This window comes from Planococcus liqunii (genome assembly GCF_030413595.1).
Classification (GTDB): Bacteria; Bacillota; Bacilli; order Bacillales_A; family Planococcaceae; genus Planococcus; species Planococcus liqunii.
This window is the reverse complement of sequence record NZ_CP129238.1, coordinates 879,190-895,544: the sequence shown is the minus strand read 5'-3', so window position 1 is coordinate 895,544 and position 16,355 is coordinate 879,190. Positions and strand designations below refer to the sequence as shown.

Sequence of the window (16,355 nt, the reverse complement as noted above, 5' to 3'; positions counted from 1 at the left end):
AAAAGTGTTTTTTTCAGTTTATTCAGACATTTTTCCTATTCTTCCTGCATTTAAGTGTTAAAAGAGACATTCAGAAATCTAAACTATATAATTAATTTATCTTGCTGATATGGAGGAACAACAATGACGCAAAAGAAAAACATAACAGTTGGCGGAATCGAATTGAAATGGGATCTGGATTCAGGAGAAGTGCTTTTTGAAGGCGGAGACGTAGTCTTCTTTTGGATCAGTGCCATGAAAACCTTCTTTGATACCATCAAAGAAATCTCAGGCGTTGAAGCAACCAACCTCGTTCTGGAGACCACGGGTTTTCGCCAAGGTATCATTGTTGGCGAAGGCTTCGCAGAAATGAAGCATATCGATACGTCGAATATTGTGGAATGGATTTCCGATACATACGCCCCTGCCGGCTGGGGGAAAGTCGAAATTGTAAAAATGGATGCCGAAAAAAATACGTTCACTTTGCATATCCAGGATGACTGGGAATACAAACTGAATCAGCTGGATGAACAACAAACAAAAGGGATTTTTGTCCCTTCTCATTACGCCGGTGTTTTAACAGGTATTTTCGGCCTCAATTTCTGGTACAAGACGGTTCAATACCAGAACAGCGAAAATCCATACAGCATTGTTGAATACTTCCCTTCCGATGTAACCGTCCAACGCAATATCCACGAACTGTCGAGGCGGCAGGAAGCTGAACAGATCAACAAACTTGAAATGCTCGTAAATGACAACACCCAAATGCTGCAGAAACTTGTGAAAGAACTTTCTTCTCCTATCATTCCGGTACTTGAAGGCATTATCGTCGTGCCGATGATCGGCACGTATGACATGGAACGGGCTGAAGATTTGATTTACAAAACCTTGAGCCATTTGCCAAAACACCAGGCCAATTACCTGCTTTTGGATTTAACCGGCTTGAATAAAAACATTACAGCCTATACGGCAGAACTGATTGACAAACTTGGTGCTTCTGCACGGCTTCTAGGAACTGAAGTAATTTTGGTCGGCGTCTCGCCTGAATTGGCATTGATCATTTCGCAAACTTTGACCAGCTTAAAAAAATTCGAATGCCTGCAATCCTTGCAGCATGGCATTTACTATGCCCTCGGAAAAAGCGGCCGGAGAATCGTATAAGAAATAACAAAAAGAGCGCCTCTGCTAAAGCAAAGGCGCTCTTTTATGGTTTAACGGAAAAATGCGAATGACAGCACATAGCCGACGTAGCATACGGTTTCCCGGATGAAAAATGGCAGCTGGGTGCTGAATGTCTGATAAATTGAACTCTGTGTCGGTGAAGAATGAGCATCGATTCCCGTCACTTGCGCCATCAATAACGCACGTTTCATATGTAAAGGGTCACTAACCACCAGAAAGCTGTCCAGTCCATTTTCTTCTGCAACTTCATAGGCATACAGAAAATTTTCTTCTGTAATCATGGATTTGGTTTCAATGAGAATATCTTCATCCGGAATTCCCAGTCCTAAAGCATAATTGCGGGATACTTCCGATTCCGCCATTTCGGCGCCGTCCGTTTTGCCGCCGGTAAAAATGATTTTGTCCACAAACTCATTTTCGTAAAGCCAGACCGAATGGTTGATGCGTTCCCGCAGTACCGGTGAAGGCTCGTTCCCGATCACTTTGGTGCCAAGGACAATGGCCGCATCGGTTTTTATATTTTCTGTTTCTGCAGCATATGTCCAAATGCCATAAGCCGCAAACACTGTAAATGCAAAAAGCGCCAGCATCAGCACTTGCATAGTTTTTCTTATTAATCGTTTAGGCAATGATTTCCATCCTTTTGCGCTGCTTTTTTTCTCAACTCATCCTTGATGAATTTTCCTTCTATATTATGATTTGAAATGCCCCAAAAGAAAAGAGCATTTGCCAAAAAATCACCAAATGCTCACAAAAGCACCAGAATAGCCAAGAGCCCCTTTAGCGAAAAGGGGCTCTTCGACTAGATCAATAAGTTAAACAATAAAGCATCATTATTGATGTCTTTGTATGGGAAGCCGTTTTCCGCCATCCGTGTAACAAGCGGTTCGTAGTCTTCCCGGCGTTTCAATTCGATGCCGACAATGACAGGCCCTTGCTCCCGGTTGGTCCGTTTCGTGTACTCGAAATGAGTGATATCGTCTTCTTCACCAAGCACTTGCTCCATAAATTTGCGGAGCGCACCTGCACGCTGCGGGAATGTAACGATGAAATAATGTTTTAAGCCCTCATAAATTAGCGACTTTTCTTTGATTTCCTGCATCCGTTCGATATCGTTATTGCCTCCGCTGATTACGCAGACCACGTTTTTGCCTTTGATATGCTCTTTATAAAAATCCAGTGCAGCTACCGATAAAGCGCCAGCGGGTTCTGCGACAATGGCATTTTCGTTATACAGTTCCAGAATGGTCGTACACACTTTTCCTTCGGGCACGGGAATGATGTCATCAACAACGTCTTCGCAGATGGCCATCGTCAAATCACCTACCTGCTTGACGGCGGCTCCGTCAACGAAAGTATCAATCTCATCGAGGCGTGTCACTTCTCCGTTTTTTAAGGAAGCTTTCATGCTGGCGGCGCCCGCCGGTTCCACACCAATCAGTTTGGTGGAAGGGCTGATTCCTTTTAAATAAGAACCTACGCCGGAAGCAAGCCCCCCGCCTCCGATTCCACAAAACATGTAATCGACCGGCTCCTGCATTTCATTCAGCACTTCAAGCGCGACCGTTCCTTGTCCCGCAATGACTTGGGTGCTGTTGAATGGATGGACAAAAGTTTTTCCTTCCGCTGTGCAAAGTTCCATTGCCGCCGCAAACGCATCATCAAACGAATCTCCTGTCAGAACTACGGAAACTTGGTCACCACCGAATCGCTTGACTTGGGACACTTTTTGGCTTGGTGTGGTGAGCGGCATGAAGATTTTCCCTTCGATGCCCAGCGCCTTGCAGGAATAAGCCACACCTTGTGCATGGTTGCCCGCACTGGCACAGACGACGCCTCTGCTTCGTTCTTCCATGGTCATGCTGGAGATAAAATTATACGCTCCGCGTAATTTAAAAGACCGCACAACCTGCTGGTCTTCCCGTTTTAAAAAGACGTTGCAGCCGTAGCGGGCGGACAGAATTTCGTTGCGCTGCAGCGGCGTTTTCACAATGACGTCTTTCAGTGCCTGATTCGCCACCATGATGTCTGCCACTGTCACTTTCGCTGCGTCTGTTGCTCTTTCAAGCTCTGTCGTATTGCTTCTCGTCATCTGAATCACCCTTTTGAATTTAGTTATTTCACTACTCTAACACAAAGAAGCAAATTATTGATAAAAAATTTTGACAATTATGCGAAAGTGCCGTTTTTACTATTAATTGCCTCCATTCAAGCTTAGTTTTTCACTTCATTTCAAAAGAACAACAGGCGGCTTCCCTTGTTTTGAAGCATGTGATTTTTTCAGCAGGATTTCAAGTTCTTCCAGCGATTTGCCTTTTGTCTCCGGGATGAACTTTCAAACGAATAATGCCGAAAACAAGCTCATGATTCCGTAGAACGAATATGTCATCGCCCCGCTTACTTCCATCATCATTGGATATGCAGAAGAAGTGAAATAATTGGCGGCCCATTGAGCTGCGACAGCGATCACCAGTGCTTGGCCCTGATTTTGTTCAGGAAAATCTCGGACAGCAAGACCTAATAGCTAAACAAAAGTCCCCCTAAAGTAGCCACTAAAGTAATGGCAAAAATATAAAAGTTCTTATTGTTTTTCATCTGCGTCAAACGGGAGAAAAATCATTATTCACTCCCTTCCTCCTTTCATTTTGAAATCGTTACCATTAATTACTGGAACCGTGTGAAAATTCAGTGCTTCAGGCGTTATATATTCTTTTGTAGTTTAAATCGATTATTGTTACACTAATTATTGTAAGAGGTTACTTTTAGTTAAAGTTTTTATGAAGGTTTTATTCAAAAAAATTTATCTAAGGAGCTGGGAAGATGAACACAGAGCAGTTAGAATTGGTTAAAAACGGACAAGGTTTTATCGCAGCGCTTGACCAAAGCGGCGGCAGTACACCAAAAGCGTTGAAATTGTATGGCGTTCCGGAAGATGCCTATTCCAACGAAGAGGAAATGTACGATTTGATCCACGAAATGCGGACGCGTGTCATGACCGCTCCTGCGTTCAATTCCGATTCCATTCTTGGAGCCATCCTATTCGAACAGACGATGGACCGGAAAGTGGAAGGCAAATACACACCCGATTACTTATGGGAAGAAAAAGGCGTTGTGCCCTTCTTGAAAGTCGATAAAGGCTTGGCAGATGAAGAAGGCGGCATCCAATTAATGAAACCCATCCCAAATTTAGATGAACTATTAAAGAGAGCAGTTGAACGCAAAGTGTTCGGCACGAAAATGCGTTCAGTCATTAAAGAAGCGAACCCTGAGGGCATTAAGCAAGTCGTGGCCCAGCAATTTGAAGTTGGCAAGCAAATCATTGATGCCGGACTTGTGCCCATCATTGAACCGGAAGTAGACATTCACAGTGCCGACAAAGAAAAAATTGAATCCTTATTAAAAGAAGAAATTTTAAAAGAACTGGATAATCTCAGCGAAGAACAGCCGGTGATGCTGAAATTATCGATTCCGACAGTTGATAACTTCTATAAAGAATTGATCGAACATCCCCGTGTGGTCCGAGTAGTGGCTCTTTCGGGGGGTTATACACGGAAAGAAGCGAACGAGAAATTGGCACGAAACAACGGCTTGATCGCCAGCTTCTCCCGCGGTTTATCTGAAGGCGTCAGCGCTGACCAAAGCGATGACGAATTCAACGAAGGCATTGCCGATTCAATCCGAACAATTTACGAAGCGTCGATTACGTGAGTGATTAAAAAGCGTCGCTGGTGGCCTTTGACAGGTTGCCGCCGGCGCTTTTTTCTTTTGTAACTTTTCTCTTCGATTAACGGTCTTATACTAAAGGGATACGGAAGAGATTCCGTTGAAGTTTCAAAGGAGGTACGGTGATGAGAAAACGCTCATGGTTTTTGGCATTATCGCTGTTGTTGCTGGCATTCTTTGGAGCAGCATGCGGCATGGAGGAGGATTCGGAGAAAATGCCTGAAGAACCCGAAACAAACGAAGGCACTTCCGGCGGCATTGCAGCCGGCGAACCGGAACCGGCGATTAAACAGTTGGATGCTAGAACCTATCTGTATACGGTAAAAAACCAAACGGAAAAGCCGCTGACTTTTGATTTCACCAGCAGCCAGCGCTATGATTTCGCTTTGCTCGATGAATCAGGCGAGGAGGTTTTCCTGCAGTCTTCTGTCAGCATGTATGCCCAGGCGCTTGGAGAAGAAACGGTGAAACAAGCGGAAGAATTGCAATATGAAATCGAAGTGCCGCCGCTGGAACTTGAACCCGGCACCTACACACTGGAGGCCTGGTTGACGCCTGAACAAGGACCTGCCTTCCGAACAGAAACTGAATACGTGGTGGAATAAAAAATGTAAAAGGAGGCATCCCTTAGGGTGCCTCCTTTCATACTGTAGAAAAGTTTAAATTAAATGAATACAAACACATAAAACCAACCGGATCTGCCACTTCGCTTTCCGTGGGCTCAGCTTCAGCCTCCTCGCCGCTTTGAAAACCCGCTGCTCCTGCATCGCTGCGCTAGCTTCGTCGCAAAGACATGACCTCACTGCATTCGGCCAATGTCTTGCCTGCGGGGTCTTCAGCTTTCGCTGTCCCACAGGAGTCTCCGTGGCCGAACCGGTTGGGGTGTCTCTCTTGGATTAGAAACAGAATGCTCATTCGATTGAAGCTTAAACAGACAGCTCAAGAAGAAATGTGACACCTCTAGATAGCCTTCATGTTCAGGATCCGGAGTGAAAACCGGCGGTAAACCACTGCTCCTGCATCGCTTCGCTAGCTTCGTCGCAAAGGCTTGGCCTCAGTACCTTCGTTCAATGCCTTTCCTGCGGGGCAGCGTAGCGACGAAGTGCCGAAATCCACTCGGGACGTTAATTCCGGGTTAGTTCGGCGTGAGCCCACGGAACGCGTCCGGCTGTAACGGAGGTTCCAGGATGTCCAGTTATTTTTCATTCATTTATCCTAAATGACCTTTTATCTACAAACTCAAAGGAGGCATCCCTTAGGGTGCCTCCTTTTTACTAGCCTTCTAAACTTAATAGATCAATTCCATGCTCTGCAAAAATCTCCAGCATCTCGGGGTAGGAATAGGCAAGGCAGACTGAAAAATCCTGGATCGAAAAAACGAGCTTGCCTTCCCGGTAGAGATTGAAATTCCAAAGCGGATACACATAGTCATCCTCTCTCGGAACCATATGATGCCAAAACAATTCTCTGGACTCTGCATTCAAAGGGCCGCTGTAAATGGTGCTGTCTTTCATGCCACTCCATGGAAAATTTTGAATCTCTTCCAATTTTTCAAACTCGGATTTACCTGTCAGCAATGGGTTTTCTTTATCCCATTCTCCGTCCGGGTACATGATTTGAAAACTGCCGCAGACCGACAGTGCGGTGCCAAAAAGCTTCGGCCATTCCGGCTCAGCTTCTATATCCTGAATGACGATATATTTTTCCAAGGGATTTCTCCTTTTCTACGGGTTAATGTTTTCCTGTGGAACCGTTCTCCCGATTACTTGCCCTAAAAGTTCGATCCCCTTTACAATCTGCTCTTCGTCCGCATAACTGAATGACAACCGGAGGAATTCACGACCTTCCTTTTGGTTCAGGAAAAAGTATCTGCCAGGCACATATGCCACACCAGCCGCGATTGCTTCTGGCAGCATTTGGGCTGTGTCCACTTCCGGCACTTGGACCCAAATAAAGTAGCCGCCGCCCGGTGTATACCAGGAAACCGACTTCGGCAAGAATTTTTCCAATGCCGCAACCATTACACTGCTTTTTCGCTGATAAGCATCCTGAAGCTCTTGAAGATGGCTGTCAAAATCCAGTCCTTCTAAATAGGAAGCCATCGTTGCCTGAGCGAATGGATGGTGCAAATCTTTTTTGAACCATTCCATAGCCGTGACCAATTCCTCCGCTCCTGCCACCCAGCCGATCCGCATGCCAGGCGCGACAACTTTCGATAAGGAACCGACGTAGAGCACCCGGTTGCCCGGATCCATCGCTTTCAACAAACGCGCTTGTTCCCCAAAAGCCAGTTCACCGTAGGCATCATCTTCTAAAACCAGAAAATTGTAGCGTTCGGCCAATTCCAGCACCTTTTCTCTCCGTTCCAGCGTCATTGTCGTCCCCGTAGGATTTTGAAATGTCGGGATGGTGTAAAGCAAGCGCGGCAAAGTTTCCCCTTTCGCTTCTCTGTCTGCCAGCATTTCTTCAAAGCGGTCGGTATTGAGCCCCTTTGCATCAATCGGCACACTCATGAATTGGTCGGTATAATTTCCGAATACCTCCAATGCCTCCATGTAGGTCGGTGCCTCAATTGCTACAACGGCTTCGTCATCAAGCAAAATGCGGGAGATCAAGTCAATGGCCTGACAAGCTCCTGACGTGACCAAAAGCTCTTCCTCGGAAAGAATGACTTCTCGTTTTTGCATGCGCTGCTGGATGAATTTTTTCAACTCCGGAATTCTGGGGCTGCCGATATAGTGGAGCGGTAAATCCTGTTCTTCATCAAGCAAGCGCGCAACTGCCTCTTTTATTTCTTTGGAAGGCACCAGGCTCGGCTGCGGATACCCTGAGTTCAGGCGAATGCACCCCGTTGGTACGGCAGTCATCCATTGCCCCGGCGGATCATTTTGGAAGGCCAGTTTTATGTCTTTGGAAAAAGGAAAATTCTGTTTCATATGTATGAGCTCCTTTCGGATTTAAAGTAGTTACCTCTATTCTACATGAAAATTGTGAAAGCATTCTGGAAACTTCACCTTTTAAACGGGATTAACAGATTTAGGTCAGAAGAGTGAAAGGAACTTCTTTGCTGCAACGAGCTTGAAATGTTATAAAAAGCAAACACTTTATCCTACTAAAGAATACCTTGATATTAGTAAAAATATTTAAATTATTTATTCTAAATTATATGAATTATTTGACCTTTATAGTATAATTATCGTGCAAGTTCAATCGTTTTTGTCACAAGCCGTATAAAAGGGGGGCCGAATTTCTCTCAAAAAATACTTTAAAATGACGATTGCAAGTTTAATCTCCAAGCCATGAACGAAGAGACGAACAAAAATCTAATTTTAAACAAGGGAGAATCAGTCATGAAAAAGTTTGCGATGATTTTATTGACTTTTATATTGGTATTCGGTTTTTCTTCTATGACCTTTGCTGGCAACGATGACGGTCATAAAGGGGATAACAATACAACCGAAAAAGTGACTTTCCATAAAGGCGTCACGACCATTGTAAAAACGACAAAAGAAGTAAGCTATGATAAGGTTGTCAAAGTAGAAAAAGACACGGATTACAAAACCGAGAAGAAATTTAAAAAAGACACTTACACTGAATCAAAAGTTGAAAAGAAACGTGAAAAACATCCAAAACACGATTGGTATCGAGACGTATATGTTAAAACCACTTATGAAATCACCAAAACGACTTCTTGGGATCAAGTGACAGCTATTCACACCGTTAAAAAATTCACGACTCCAGTTAAAATCACCAAAACAACTGTTACTACCATTAAGCACCGCGGCAAACCAGGAAGCAACGGCAAAATCATCAGCAAAACAACTGAAAAATTCTTTGATAAAGAATTCGGTAAAACAACCAAAGAAGTGACCAAACACAAAGAAACATTCAAGAAAAATGAACAAACCCATTATGACAAAAAAGTTGTAGATGTTGAGACAACTTACGGCAAATGGGAGAAACACGGCAAAGACAAAGGCAAAAAACGCCATTAATAGTTGAGAACAGGCTCCAGCCATTATGGAGCCTGTTCTTTTTAGTCCGTCTAGTTAAGCTCACTTCCTTGCTTTCTTGAGTAAACCCGCCAAGATAACCGCTCCAATTGCCACTCCATAAATTCCTCCCCATTGAAGAGGAATGCTTTTTGATCCAAAAGGAATCGCCTCTTTCGTATCATAAGTATATTCAGCGAGTTTATCCAAAGTCGGTGTCGGGGTATTGCCGTGCCGGATCAGCTCAAAAAACTCATCGGTTAAATGACGGACTTCATCCGAAACGCTTTCCAAATGCTCCATTACATTTTCAAATGTCTTGCCTTTCGCCATTTGTCCAAGGGCTAGGACAAACACCGGTTCCGGAATCCATCCGATGATGCGAAGTGCTGGAGGAGTGATGGGCACTCCTGCATTTTGAATTGCCCGGAAAGCTTCAGGTAATGCTCGTCTTAAAAGCACATGAGCATCCCGAGTGGCGGCAAAATGCTCCAGATCCGTATTGCACGCATAGACCGCCGGAGCAAGCGTCGGAATCAGCAAGGCGACATGCGTTTTTAGCCAATCGTCAATGTCTTTCCGGATTTCTGCCCGGTAGCCGCGCATCGAACTTAAAATGTCTGCCACTTCACAAGTACGGGGAAGAACGTTTCCATCGACTTCGCCAATCGGCAAAATTGTGGGTTTCTTTTCTTCCACCGGTATCATGTACATGACATAGCTTTTTTTATACCCGCCCGGGAGCGGAAAACCGGCCATCACCCGTTCTTTGCCGAGAGCTTCAACAAATTGCTGCTGGCCCATGGCGTTGTTCATCATGAACAAGAAAGTTGGAATCTTTTTATTGGCTGCCAGTGCCGGCAACACATCCGCAACCGAATTTTTACGGATCGGCACAATAACCAGATCATACGCATCATCTTTTTCCAGACGCTCTACCACTGGAAGCCTCGTCACTGTCCGCTCACCCGTCACTGTATTTTCTGTCACAACGCCGTATGTCTTCAACTCTTGCTGCCTGTCCCCATGATCCAGCAAGAATACGGAGTGCCCCGCTTCTGAAAGGCGCTCGGCAAACAAGCTGCCGAACGGCCCTACCCCGTAAATTAAAATTTTTTTCACGATTTCCCCTCCTTTTTGCGTTATAGCAGTAAAATTGTTTACTGAAATAGAGCGGCCTGCTAGATGTTATTTTCTTCCTAAACTAAAACACAACTATGTATTGAGAGCATTCCTGCTCTAGCCCAACTATTATCCCAAGAAACTAAAATAAATTTATTTTTTATAATTTTCTAATAATTGTAGTAAATTTTTGATTTATGTTGTACAATAGCTTCAAGGACAAGGAATTCCTATTAAATCAACATTTATAGAAATTTCTTGAAACCGCTTCATAATTTATTTAAGAAGGAGGTCCTACTCTCTAAAAGTACATAAATAGGCAAGTTTATGACTCCACGACACTCCTGTCCAGAGAGTAAACAAAATCTAATTATGAAATGGAGAGACAAAACATGAAAAAGTACTTAACGATTTTGATGGCATTCTTTTTAGTATTCGGATTTTCATCAACTGCTGCATTAGCACATGGTGATGATTCTGGACACGACAAAGATGGCTATCATGACAGAGACTATAACCATGATAAAGACTACAACAAAGACTATGACCATGACAAAGACTATAACAAACACAATAAGTATAAAGATCGCGATAGATACGATAAAGACGACAAATATGATCGGAAACACCATAAACACAATAAAAAATATCACAAAAAACACAAACGCGATCGTTATAATGATGACTGCAAAGACAAACGGCATTACAAACACGGCAAACACGACAACAAACGTTTCAAACATCACCATAAACATTAATAGCCAAAATCAGAACTCTGAATCAAGCTCCTTTTTCTAAAGGAGCTTGATTTTTTTAAGCGTTGCTTTAAAATTATTCAGCCACTCCCGAAAACTTTAACCTTCATACACCCGTTGAAGTTCATTCAGATCCAGCTTCTTCATTTGCATAAATGAGTTGGTGACGCGCTCCACTTTTTCCGTATCTGGATCTACCAGCATCTCATTCATCGCAATCGGAACCACTTGCCACGAAACGCCAAACTTATCCTTTAGCCAGCCGCATACTTGGGCACTCTCATCTCCGCCTTCGGTCAGTTTGTCCCAATAATAGTCGATTTCCTCTTGAGTTTCGCAATTGATGATAAACGAAACGGCTTCCGAAAATTTGAACATTGGCCCACCGTTCAAAGCCATGAACTCTTGCCCGGCGATTCGAAATTCAACGGACATGATGGAACCAGGTTCTTTGCCGTGAATTTCCTGCCCCGCCTTCACATACCGGGTAATTCGGCTAATGCTTGAATCCTTGAAAATTGAAACATAAAATTTTGCTGCCTCTTCCGCTTGCATATTAAACCACAAGCACGTCGTGAATTTTTGCATAATCTCTGCCACGCTGTTCTCCTTCTTTCCTAATAGCATTAGATTGCAAAGAGTGCTATGTAAAATTATTAGAATTATCAGATTAATGTCACCTTCATCTTACAATATCCGCTAAGAGAAATAAATCTTTTTTTTATATTTGTTCTGATGCTGCTCTCATGATAAGTTGAAAAGGATTCGCACTCTATAGCAGGAGCTGATTTTGTGGAAAAACATCTACTGGCAGGAAAAACCGCCGTCATTACAGGCGCCAATAGCGGCATCGGCCTGGAAGCGGCAAAAGACTTAGCCGGCAAAGGGGCACGGATTGTGATGGCTGTCCGCAATCTGCAAAAAGGAAATGCGGCACGTCAAGAAATAATCGGCCGCCATCCGCAGGCTCAAGTAGAACTGATGCAATTGGATCTCACCGATTTGACCAACATCCGTTTTTTTACCGAGCGCTTCCGGAGCGAAAACGATTCGCTCGACTTGCTGATCAACAATGCCGGTGTCATGATGCCTCCATATACCAAAACCAAAGACGGCTTTGAACTGCAGTTCGGCGGCAATCATCTTGGCCATTTTGCATTGACCGGCCTCTTGCTGCCGTTGCTGAATAAAACGCCTTTTTCGCGCGTAGTAACCATTGCTTCCCTGGCCCATAACCGAGGGAAAATCAACTTTGACAATTTGGACGGTTCCAAAGGCTATAAGGCTAAGAAATTTTACAACCAAAGCAAACTCGCCAATCTGATGTTTGCGCTCGAACTGGACAAGAAATTAAAAGAGCATGGCTGCCAAACCATCAGCGTGGCCTGCCATCCCGGCATTTCCGCCACCAACATATTCAAACTTGGAAAACGGGATGCTCCTAAGTTTTTAAGAAACGCCGCCAACTTCTATTTGCAGCCGCCGGAAATGGGTGCTCTTGCAACGATTTACGCGGCAACCCATCCTTCCCTAACAGGCGGTGAGTACATTGGACCGGACGGCAAAGGCTACCGAAAAGGCTACCCGACGCTTGAAACGCCGCACGATGTTGCGCTGGATGCAGCCGTTGCCCAGAAACTTTGGAACGTTTCCGAAAAGCTGACAGGTGTGCAGTTTGATTTTGACAACTACAAATAGAATGTTTTCCATTTACACAAAACCGGCAGCTTCGAGAAATGGGCTGCCGGTTTTCATCTATTGTCCGGAATGTGGACAGTCCTCTGCTCTTTATTCCCTAGTCTGAGTCCATTCAATGTCTTTTATTGCCAATCCGCTATATGATATTTGTAAATAGAGATGGCTGCCCTATCCGCAATTGCCTTTTCCCCAGCCGCTAGATTCCCAAGTAAAGGATGAGTCCGATGAAACCATTCTCTAAAATGTTCCTGGTCACCGCATTAATTTGTTTATTGGCTGCTTGTTCCAGCAATCCTGAAAACGCTGCCACTTCTGCACAACCGGTGAATAAAGGCGAACCGGCGCCTGCTTTTGACCTGGTCGATTTGGAAGGCAATCCGCACGAATTGTCTCAGTATGTCGGCAAAAAAGTATACGTGAAATTCTGGGCATCCTGGTGCTCTATCTGCCTCGCCGGCATGGAAGAATTGAATACGCTGGCTGGTGAAGATCCCGACTTTGAAGTGCTGACCATCGTGTCGCCAAGTTCAAATGCCGAAAAAGACAGTGCGTCTTTCGCCAAATGGTTCAGTGGACTGGACAACGCATCGAACATTACCGTCCTATTGGATGAAGGCGGTGCTGTCTTCGATGAATATGGAGTCCTTGCCTATCCAACTTCCACTTACATCGGTTCTGACGGCGTCATGGTAAAAAGCGCTCCCGGCCATTTCAGCAACGACCAAATTTATGAGACCTTTGAAAGCATCCAATAATGAAAGGCGGTTACCCAACCATGAAACTTAAACACGCCTGTCTCCTGCTATTGATCGTGTTGCTGGCCGGCTGTTCCGTGCCAAACTTTAACAATGCAGGTGAAACCACTGCTGCCGAATCTGAATCACGGTTTCCCGACAATCCGAATGAGGGCTTAACTTTTGATGAAGAAAACTTAAAGGATATTTGGCTTGCAGGCGGCTGCTTCTGGGGCGTCGAAGCCTATATGGCGCGGGTATTCGGTGTTTATGACGTCACTTCCGGCTACGCCAATGGCAATACCGAAAACCCCAGTTATGAAGACGTAACACGCAAAAATACAGGACACGCGGAAACCGTCCATGTCCGCTACGATCCCGAACGCATCGATCTTGAAAAATTGCTGTCCCATTACTTCATGATTATCGATCCGACGTTATTGAATCAGCAAGGCAATGACCGCGGCGAACAATACCGCACCGGCGTCTACTACAAAGATGAAGCCGACCGCGCAATCATTGAAGCCGTGATGGCGAACGAGGCACCGAAATACGACGATCCTCTTGTTACAGAAGTAGAGCCGCTTGAACATTATTACCTGGCAGAGGAATACCATCAGGATTACCTGGAGAAAAACCCGAATGGCTATTGCCATGTGGAATTTGATTCACTTGAAGACCAGGAAGTCCCAGCTTTGATCGACCCGGCGCTTTATCCGAAGCCAAGCGACGAGGAACTGAAGGCGACACTGACTGATGCCCAGTACCAAGTGACACAGAAAAACGACACCGAAACTGCCTACTCCAACGAATACTGGGACAATTACGAGCCTGGCATTTACGTGGACGTTGCAACCGGTGAGCCGCTGTTCTCGTCCCGAGACAAATACGATTCCAAATGCGGCTGGCCGAGCTTCACTCAGCCGATTGAACCGGATGTCGTAACCGAACATAAAGACACCAGCTACAATATGGTGCGCATTGAAGTACGGAGCCGTTCCGGCGACAGCCATTTGGGCCATGTTTTCAATGACGGGCCGAAAGACAAAGGCGGCTTGCGCTATTGCATCAATAGCGCTTCGATCCTGTTCATTCCTGAAGCGGAAATGGAAGCAGAAGGTTATGGGTATTTGAAAGGGCTGCTGTGAAAGCAGAATAAAATTAACTAAATCACGAAAAAAACCCGTATGCAGCTATCTTTCAGCTGCACACCGGTTTTGTGCTTCCCGATAAATTAGGGGAATATGAGGCGTTGCTTATTCAATTGGAATGCGATAGCCTTTATCTTTTTTTGCCTGTTCATTGGATTTCGGCACTTGAAGCATTAATACCCCTTTTTCAAACGAACCGGCAATTTGTTTTTCATCAATTTCGCCAATATAGAAGCTGCGTTTAAAGGCACCATAAGAACGTTCTTTTCGTACGTAGCGCCCTTCCGTGTCATTGGACTCCTAATTCTGTTCACGTTCACCGCGAATTTCCAAGTAGCCGTCTTTGTACTCCACTTCGACTTCATCTTTGGAGAACCCTGGAAGATCGACCATAAACTCATACTGGCCTGCCTTCTCTTTTATATCAACTTGAGGATAGGTGTTTTCCCCAAAAACTTATTAAAGAAGTCTGATTCCAATCCGCTTCCAAAGAGGCTTGGGAATAAATCTGTTTGTTTTCTTGGAAACAAAGTGCTCATTGCAATCTTCTCCTTATATTAAATTTTTTGGCCGATGCCAGCTTTTCAAAAGTCACAAGATCCTACTCACTTTTTCAGGAGCAATCGATTCCTATGGCCACCCTTCTAACACTTGGGCTTGCCATGAGATGACTTTCAAGGCCCACACGGTTATCTTTCCCCTTTCTTCATAATTGGTCTTTCTACTTAAAATTATATGCAAAACTGTTTTTTCGTCAACTGATACACATCGCTTAAAACCCTTGGCAGAAAAGGGTTTTTAAAGAATTTCAGTTACACAATCAGTACGAACTGCTTGTGCGCAAAAATTATTTTCCGTCCCTTTATAATAGTATAGGGTTTTCCATTTGTCCGTTAAGTTTATGCAAATAGAACCAGCAGCTCCCAATTTTAAGAGTTGCCGGTTCTGTACATACCTTATCTTTTGCAGGTCACTTCATCATTAATTCTTTAAAAATTCGGGATCAAGGAACGCCGGGTTCGGGTATTTGTAGAACCCTTCCCCTGTCGATCTTCCGAGTTTTCCTTGGTCGATGTACTCCGCCTTCAGCAAGTTCGCCAGCTTTTCAAAGTCGGGATTGCCGGTAGCTGCTGCTTTTGCCTGAACAATATTATGGGCTGTATTGATGCCGACCACGTCTAAAATAGCAAACGGACCGAGCGGCGCACCGGTCGCAATCTGCCATGTTTTATCGATGGTTTGGACATCTGCCACCTCTTTTACCAGCAGCAATTCCGCCGCGTTGAGGAGAGGCACAAGCAAGGAGTTCAGAATATAGCCCGGCTGTTCCTTATGAAGCGGCAGTGCAACCATGCCGATCGCTTTCGCAAAGTCGATCAAATCGTTGAATACTTTTTCATCCGTTCCAGAATGCTTCATGATTTCCGCTGTGTTGTTGATCCAAATCGTATTCGCAAAATGGAGGGCAAGAAACTTTTCCGGACGCCCCGTCGCTTCTGCAAACTGGCTCGGCAAGAGAGTTGAGGAGTTCGTGGCAAAGACAGTTTTGTCGGGAGCCAATTCCCCTAATTCTTTGTAAAAAGCGCTTTTGATATCGACTACTTCCGGAATCGCTTCAATGACAAGGTCTGCGTCTGCTACTGCTTGTGCCAAGTCCGAATTGAATGTCAGACGGTCAAAAGCTCCGTTGACTTCCGCATCGGTTGCGCCTAAATCCGTTTTGTAATTGGCTTTCAGCTTGGCCATTCTATTCTTCGCTTTTTCAAGAGCTTCATCATTGATATCGTAAACCGTCACCTCAAACCCTTTGAATGCTGTCTGATAGGCAATCTGGCTTCCAAGTACGCCGCTTCCGGCAACTGTGATTTTTCGATAATCCATAAATGGCAAGTCTCCTTTTTAAGTTCGTTTTCTATTCCCTTCCCTCGTTCATTTCTTTTAATCATCATATAGGATGAATGCTTGGATTACCGAAACCAAGATAGGGGTACAATGGTTTAGAAAATGAATTTATTAAAC

Annotated in this window: 15 protein-coding genes and 2 pseudogenes; 8 read left to right on the top strand and 9 right to left on the bottom strand. The window is 44.6% G+C overall.

The annotated features are described in order from the left end of the window. The first annotated feature begins 123 nt into the window (after positions 1 to 123). Positions 124 to 1,140 carry an STAS domain-containing protein gene (locus tag QWY22_RS04460; RefSeq protein ID WP_300983285.1) on the top strand — a complete coding sequence of 339 codons (1,017 nt, stop codon included), beginning with the start codon at positions 124 to 126 and terminating at the stop codon, positions 1,138 to 1,140. A 50-nt stretch (positions 1,141 to 1,190) separates the two neighbouring features. On the opposite strand, the gene QWY22_RS04455 is transcribed toward QWY22_RS04460, so the two are convergent. From QWY22_RS04455 to QWY22_RS19625, 3 genes and pseudogenes are all read right to left on the bottom strand, one after another. Beyond that, positions 1,191 to 1,790: a YdcF family protein gene (locus QWY22_RS04455; RefSeq protein WP_300983284.1), complete on the bottom strand. Its 600-nt coding sequence runs from the start codon at positions 1,788 to 1,790 to the stop codon at positions 1,191 to 1,193. A gap of 173 nt (positions 1,791 to 1,963) precedes the next feature. Continuing rightward, complete coding sequence (ilvA, locus tag QWY22_RS04450) at positions 1,964 to 3,253, bottom strand: threonine ammonia-lyase IlvA (RefSeq protein WP_300983283.1); 1,290 nt, start codon at positions 3,251 to 3,253, stop codon at positions 1,964 to 1,966. A gap of 135 nt (positions 3,254 to 3,388) precedes the next feature. Continuing rightward, positions 3,389 to 3,678, bottom strand: a pseudogene (locus tag QWY22_RS19625) (MFS transporter); the annotation flags it as partial. Between the two features lie 303 nt (positions 3,679 to 3,981). Between QWY22_RS19625 and QWY22_RS04440 the strand changes: the two are divergent. Together QWY22_RS04440 and QWY22_RS04435 are read left to right on the top strand one after the other, a co-directional pair. Then, positions 3,982 to 4,869, top strand: a complete 888-nt coding sequence (locus tag QWY22_RS04440) for a fructose bisphosphate aldolase (RefSeq protein ID WP_300983281.1) — start codon at positions 3,982 to 3,984, stop codon at positions 4,867 to 4,869. A 140-nt stretch (positions 4,870 to 5,009) separates the two neighbouring features. Further along, positions 5,010 to 5,489, top strand: coding sequence for a BsuPI-related putative proteinase inhibitor (locus tag QWY22_RS04435; protein WP_300983280.1), 480 nt, complete (start codon positions 5,010 to 5,012; stop codon positions 5,487 to 5,489). Between the two features lie 669 nt (positions 5,490 to 6,158). On the opposite strand, the gene QWY22_RS04430 is transcribed toward QWY22_RS04435, so the two are convergent. Both QWY22_RS04430 and QWY22_RS04425 read right to left on the bottom strand, forming a co-directional pair. Beyond that, on the bottom strand, positions 6,159 to 6,593 hold the full coding sequence (locus tag QWY22_RS04430) for a hypothetical protein (protein WP_300983279.1): 435 nt from the start codon (positions 6,591 to 6,593) through the stop codon (positions 6,159 to 6,161). Positions 6,594 to 6,608: 15 nt separating this feature from the next. Further along, positions 6,609 to 7,820, bottom strand: a complete 1,212-nt coding sequence (locus QWY22_RS04425) for an aminotransferase-like domain-containing protein (protein WP_300983278.1) — start codon at positions 7,818 to 7,820, stop codon at positions 6,609 to 6,611. Positions 7,821 to 8,234: 414 nt separating this feature from the next. Between QWY22_RS04425 and QWY22_RS04420 the strand changes: the two genes are divergently transcribed. Further along, positions 8,235 to 8,879 (top strand): hypothetical protein, encoded by a 645-nt coding sequence (locus QWY22_RS04420; RefSeq protein WP_300983276.1) that lies wholly within the window; start codon positions 8,235 to 8,237, stop codon positions 8,877 to 8,879. A gap of 60 nt (positions 8,880 to 8,939) precedes the next feature. On the opposite strand, the gene QWY22_RS04415 is transcribed toward QWY22_RS04420, so the two are convergent. After that, a complete protein-coding gene (locus tag QWY22_RS04415) occupies positions 8,940 to 9,998 on the bottom strand; it encodes a ketopantoate reductase family protein (RefSeq protein WP_300983275.1) in 1,059 nt (352 codons plus the stop codon). A 392-nt stretch (positions 9,999 to 10,390) separates the two neighbouring features. On the opposite strand from QWY22_RS04415, the gene QWY22_RS04410 reads away from it, so the two are divergent. Next, positions 10,391 to 10,756: a hypothetical protein gene (locus QWY22_RS04410; protein ID WP_300983274.1), complete on the top strand. Its 366-nt coding sequence runs from the start codon at positions 10,391 to 10,393 to the stop codon at positions 10,754 to 10,756. A gap of 96 nt (positions 10,757 to 10,852) precedes the next feature. On the opposite strand, the gene QWY22_RS04405 is transcribed toward QWY22_RS04410, so the two are convergent. Further along, positions 10,853 to 11,353 carry a VOC family protein gene (locus QWY22_RS04405; protein ID WP_300983273.1) on the bottom strand — a complete coding sequence of 167 codons (501 nt, stop codon included), beginning with the start codon at positions 11,351 to 11,353 and terminating at the stop codon, positions 10,853 to 10,855. Between the two features lie 192 nt (positions 11,354 to 11,545). Between QWY22_RS04405 and QWY22_RS04400 the strand changes: the two genes are divergently transcribed. The 3 genes from QWY22_RS04400 (at position 11,546) to msrB (ending at position 14,333) form a co-directional block, all read left to right on the top strand. Beyond that, positions 11,546 to 12,451 (top strand): oxidoreductase, encoded by a 906-nt coding sequence (locus tag QWY22_RS04400; protein WP_300983272.1) that lies wholly within the window; start codon positions 11,546 to 11,548, stop codon positions 12,449 to 12,451. 224 nt (positions 12,452 to 12,675) lie between these two features. Then, positions 12,676 to 13,206, top strand: coding sequence for a TlpA family protein disulfide reductase (locus QWY22_RS04395; protein ID WP_300983271.1), 531 nt, complete (start codon positions 12,676 to 12,678; stop codon positions 13,204 to 13,206). A gap of 20 nt (positions 13,207 to 13,226) precedes the next feature. Then, positions 13,227 to 14,333 carry a peptide-methionine (R)-S-oxide reductase MsrB gene (gene msrB / locus QWY22_RS04390; RefSeq protein WP_300983270.1) on the top strand — a complete coding sequence of 369 codons (1,107 nt, stop codon included), beginning with the start codon at positions 13,227 to 13,229 and terminating at the stop codon, positions 14,331 to 14,333. Between the two features lie 108 nt (positions 14,334 to 14,441). Here msrB and QWY22_RS19555 read toward each other — a convergent pair. Next, positions 14,442 to 14,729: pseudogene (locus tag QWY22_RS19555) on the bottom strand (Hsp20 family protein). 588 nt (positions 14,730 to 15,317) lie between these two features. Further along, positions 15,318 to 16,217 (bottom strand): 3-hydroxyacyl-CoA dehydrogenase, encoded by a 900-nt coding sequence (locus tag QWY22_RS04385; RefSeq protein ID WP_300983269.1) that lies wholly within the window; start codon positions 16,215 to 16,217, stop codon positions 15,318 to 15,320. Between the last annotated feature and the right edge of the window lie 138 nt (positions 16,218 to 16,355).

Coding starts and splice junctions, on each gene's coding strand:
- QWY22_RS04385 (WP_300983269.1), bottom strand. CDS start 16,217: ATGGATTATCGAAAAATCACAGTTGCCGGAAGCGGCGTACTTGGAAGC.
- QWY22_RS04395 (WP_300983271.1), top strand. CDS start 12,676: ATGAAACCATTCTCTAAAATGTTCCTGGTCACCGCATTAATTTGTTTA.
- QWY22_RS04460 (WP_300983285.1), top strand. CDS start 124: ATGACGCAAAAGAAAAACATAACAGTTGGCGGAATCGAATTGAAATGG.
- QWY22_RS04420 (WP_300983276.1), top strand. CDS start 8,235: ATGAAAAAGTTTGCGATGATTTTATTGACTTTTATATTGGTATTCGGT.
- QWY22_RS04425 (WP_300983278.1), bottom strand. CDS start 7,820: ATGAAACAGAATTTTCCTTTTTCCAAAGACATAAAACTGGCCTTCCAA.
- QWY22_RS04410 (WP_300983274.1), top strand. CDS start 10,391: ATGAAAAAGTACTTAACGATTTTGATGGCATTCTTTTTAGTATTCGGA.
- ilvA (WP_300983283.1), bottom strand. CDS start 3,253: ATGACGAGAAGCAATACGACAGAGCTTGAAAGAGCAACAGACGCAGCG.
- QWY22_RS04440 (WP_300983281.1), top strand. CDS start 3,982: ATGAACACAGAGCAGTTAGAATTGGTTAAAAACGGACAAGGTTTTATC.
- msrB (WP_300983270.1), top strand. CDS start 13,227: ATGAAACTTAAACACGCCTGTCTCCTGCTATTGATCGTGTTGCTGGCC.
- QWY22_RS04435 (WP_300983280.1), top strand. CDS start 5,010: ATGAGAAAACGCTCATGGTTTTTGGCATTATCGCTGTTGTTGCTGGCA.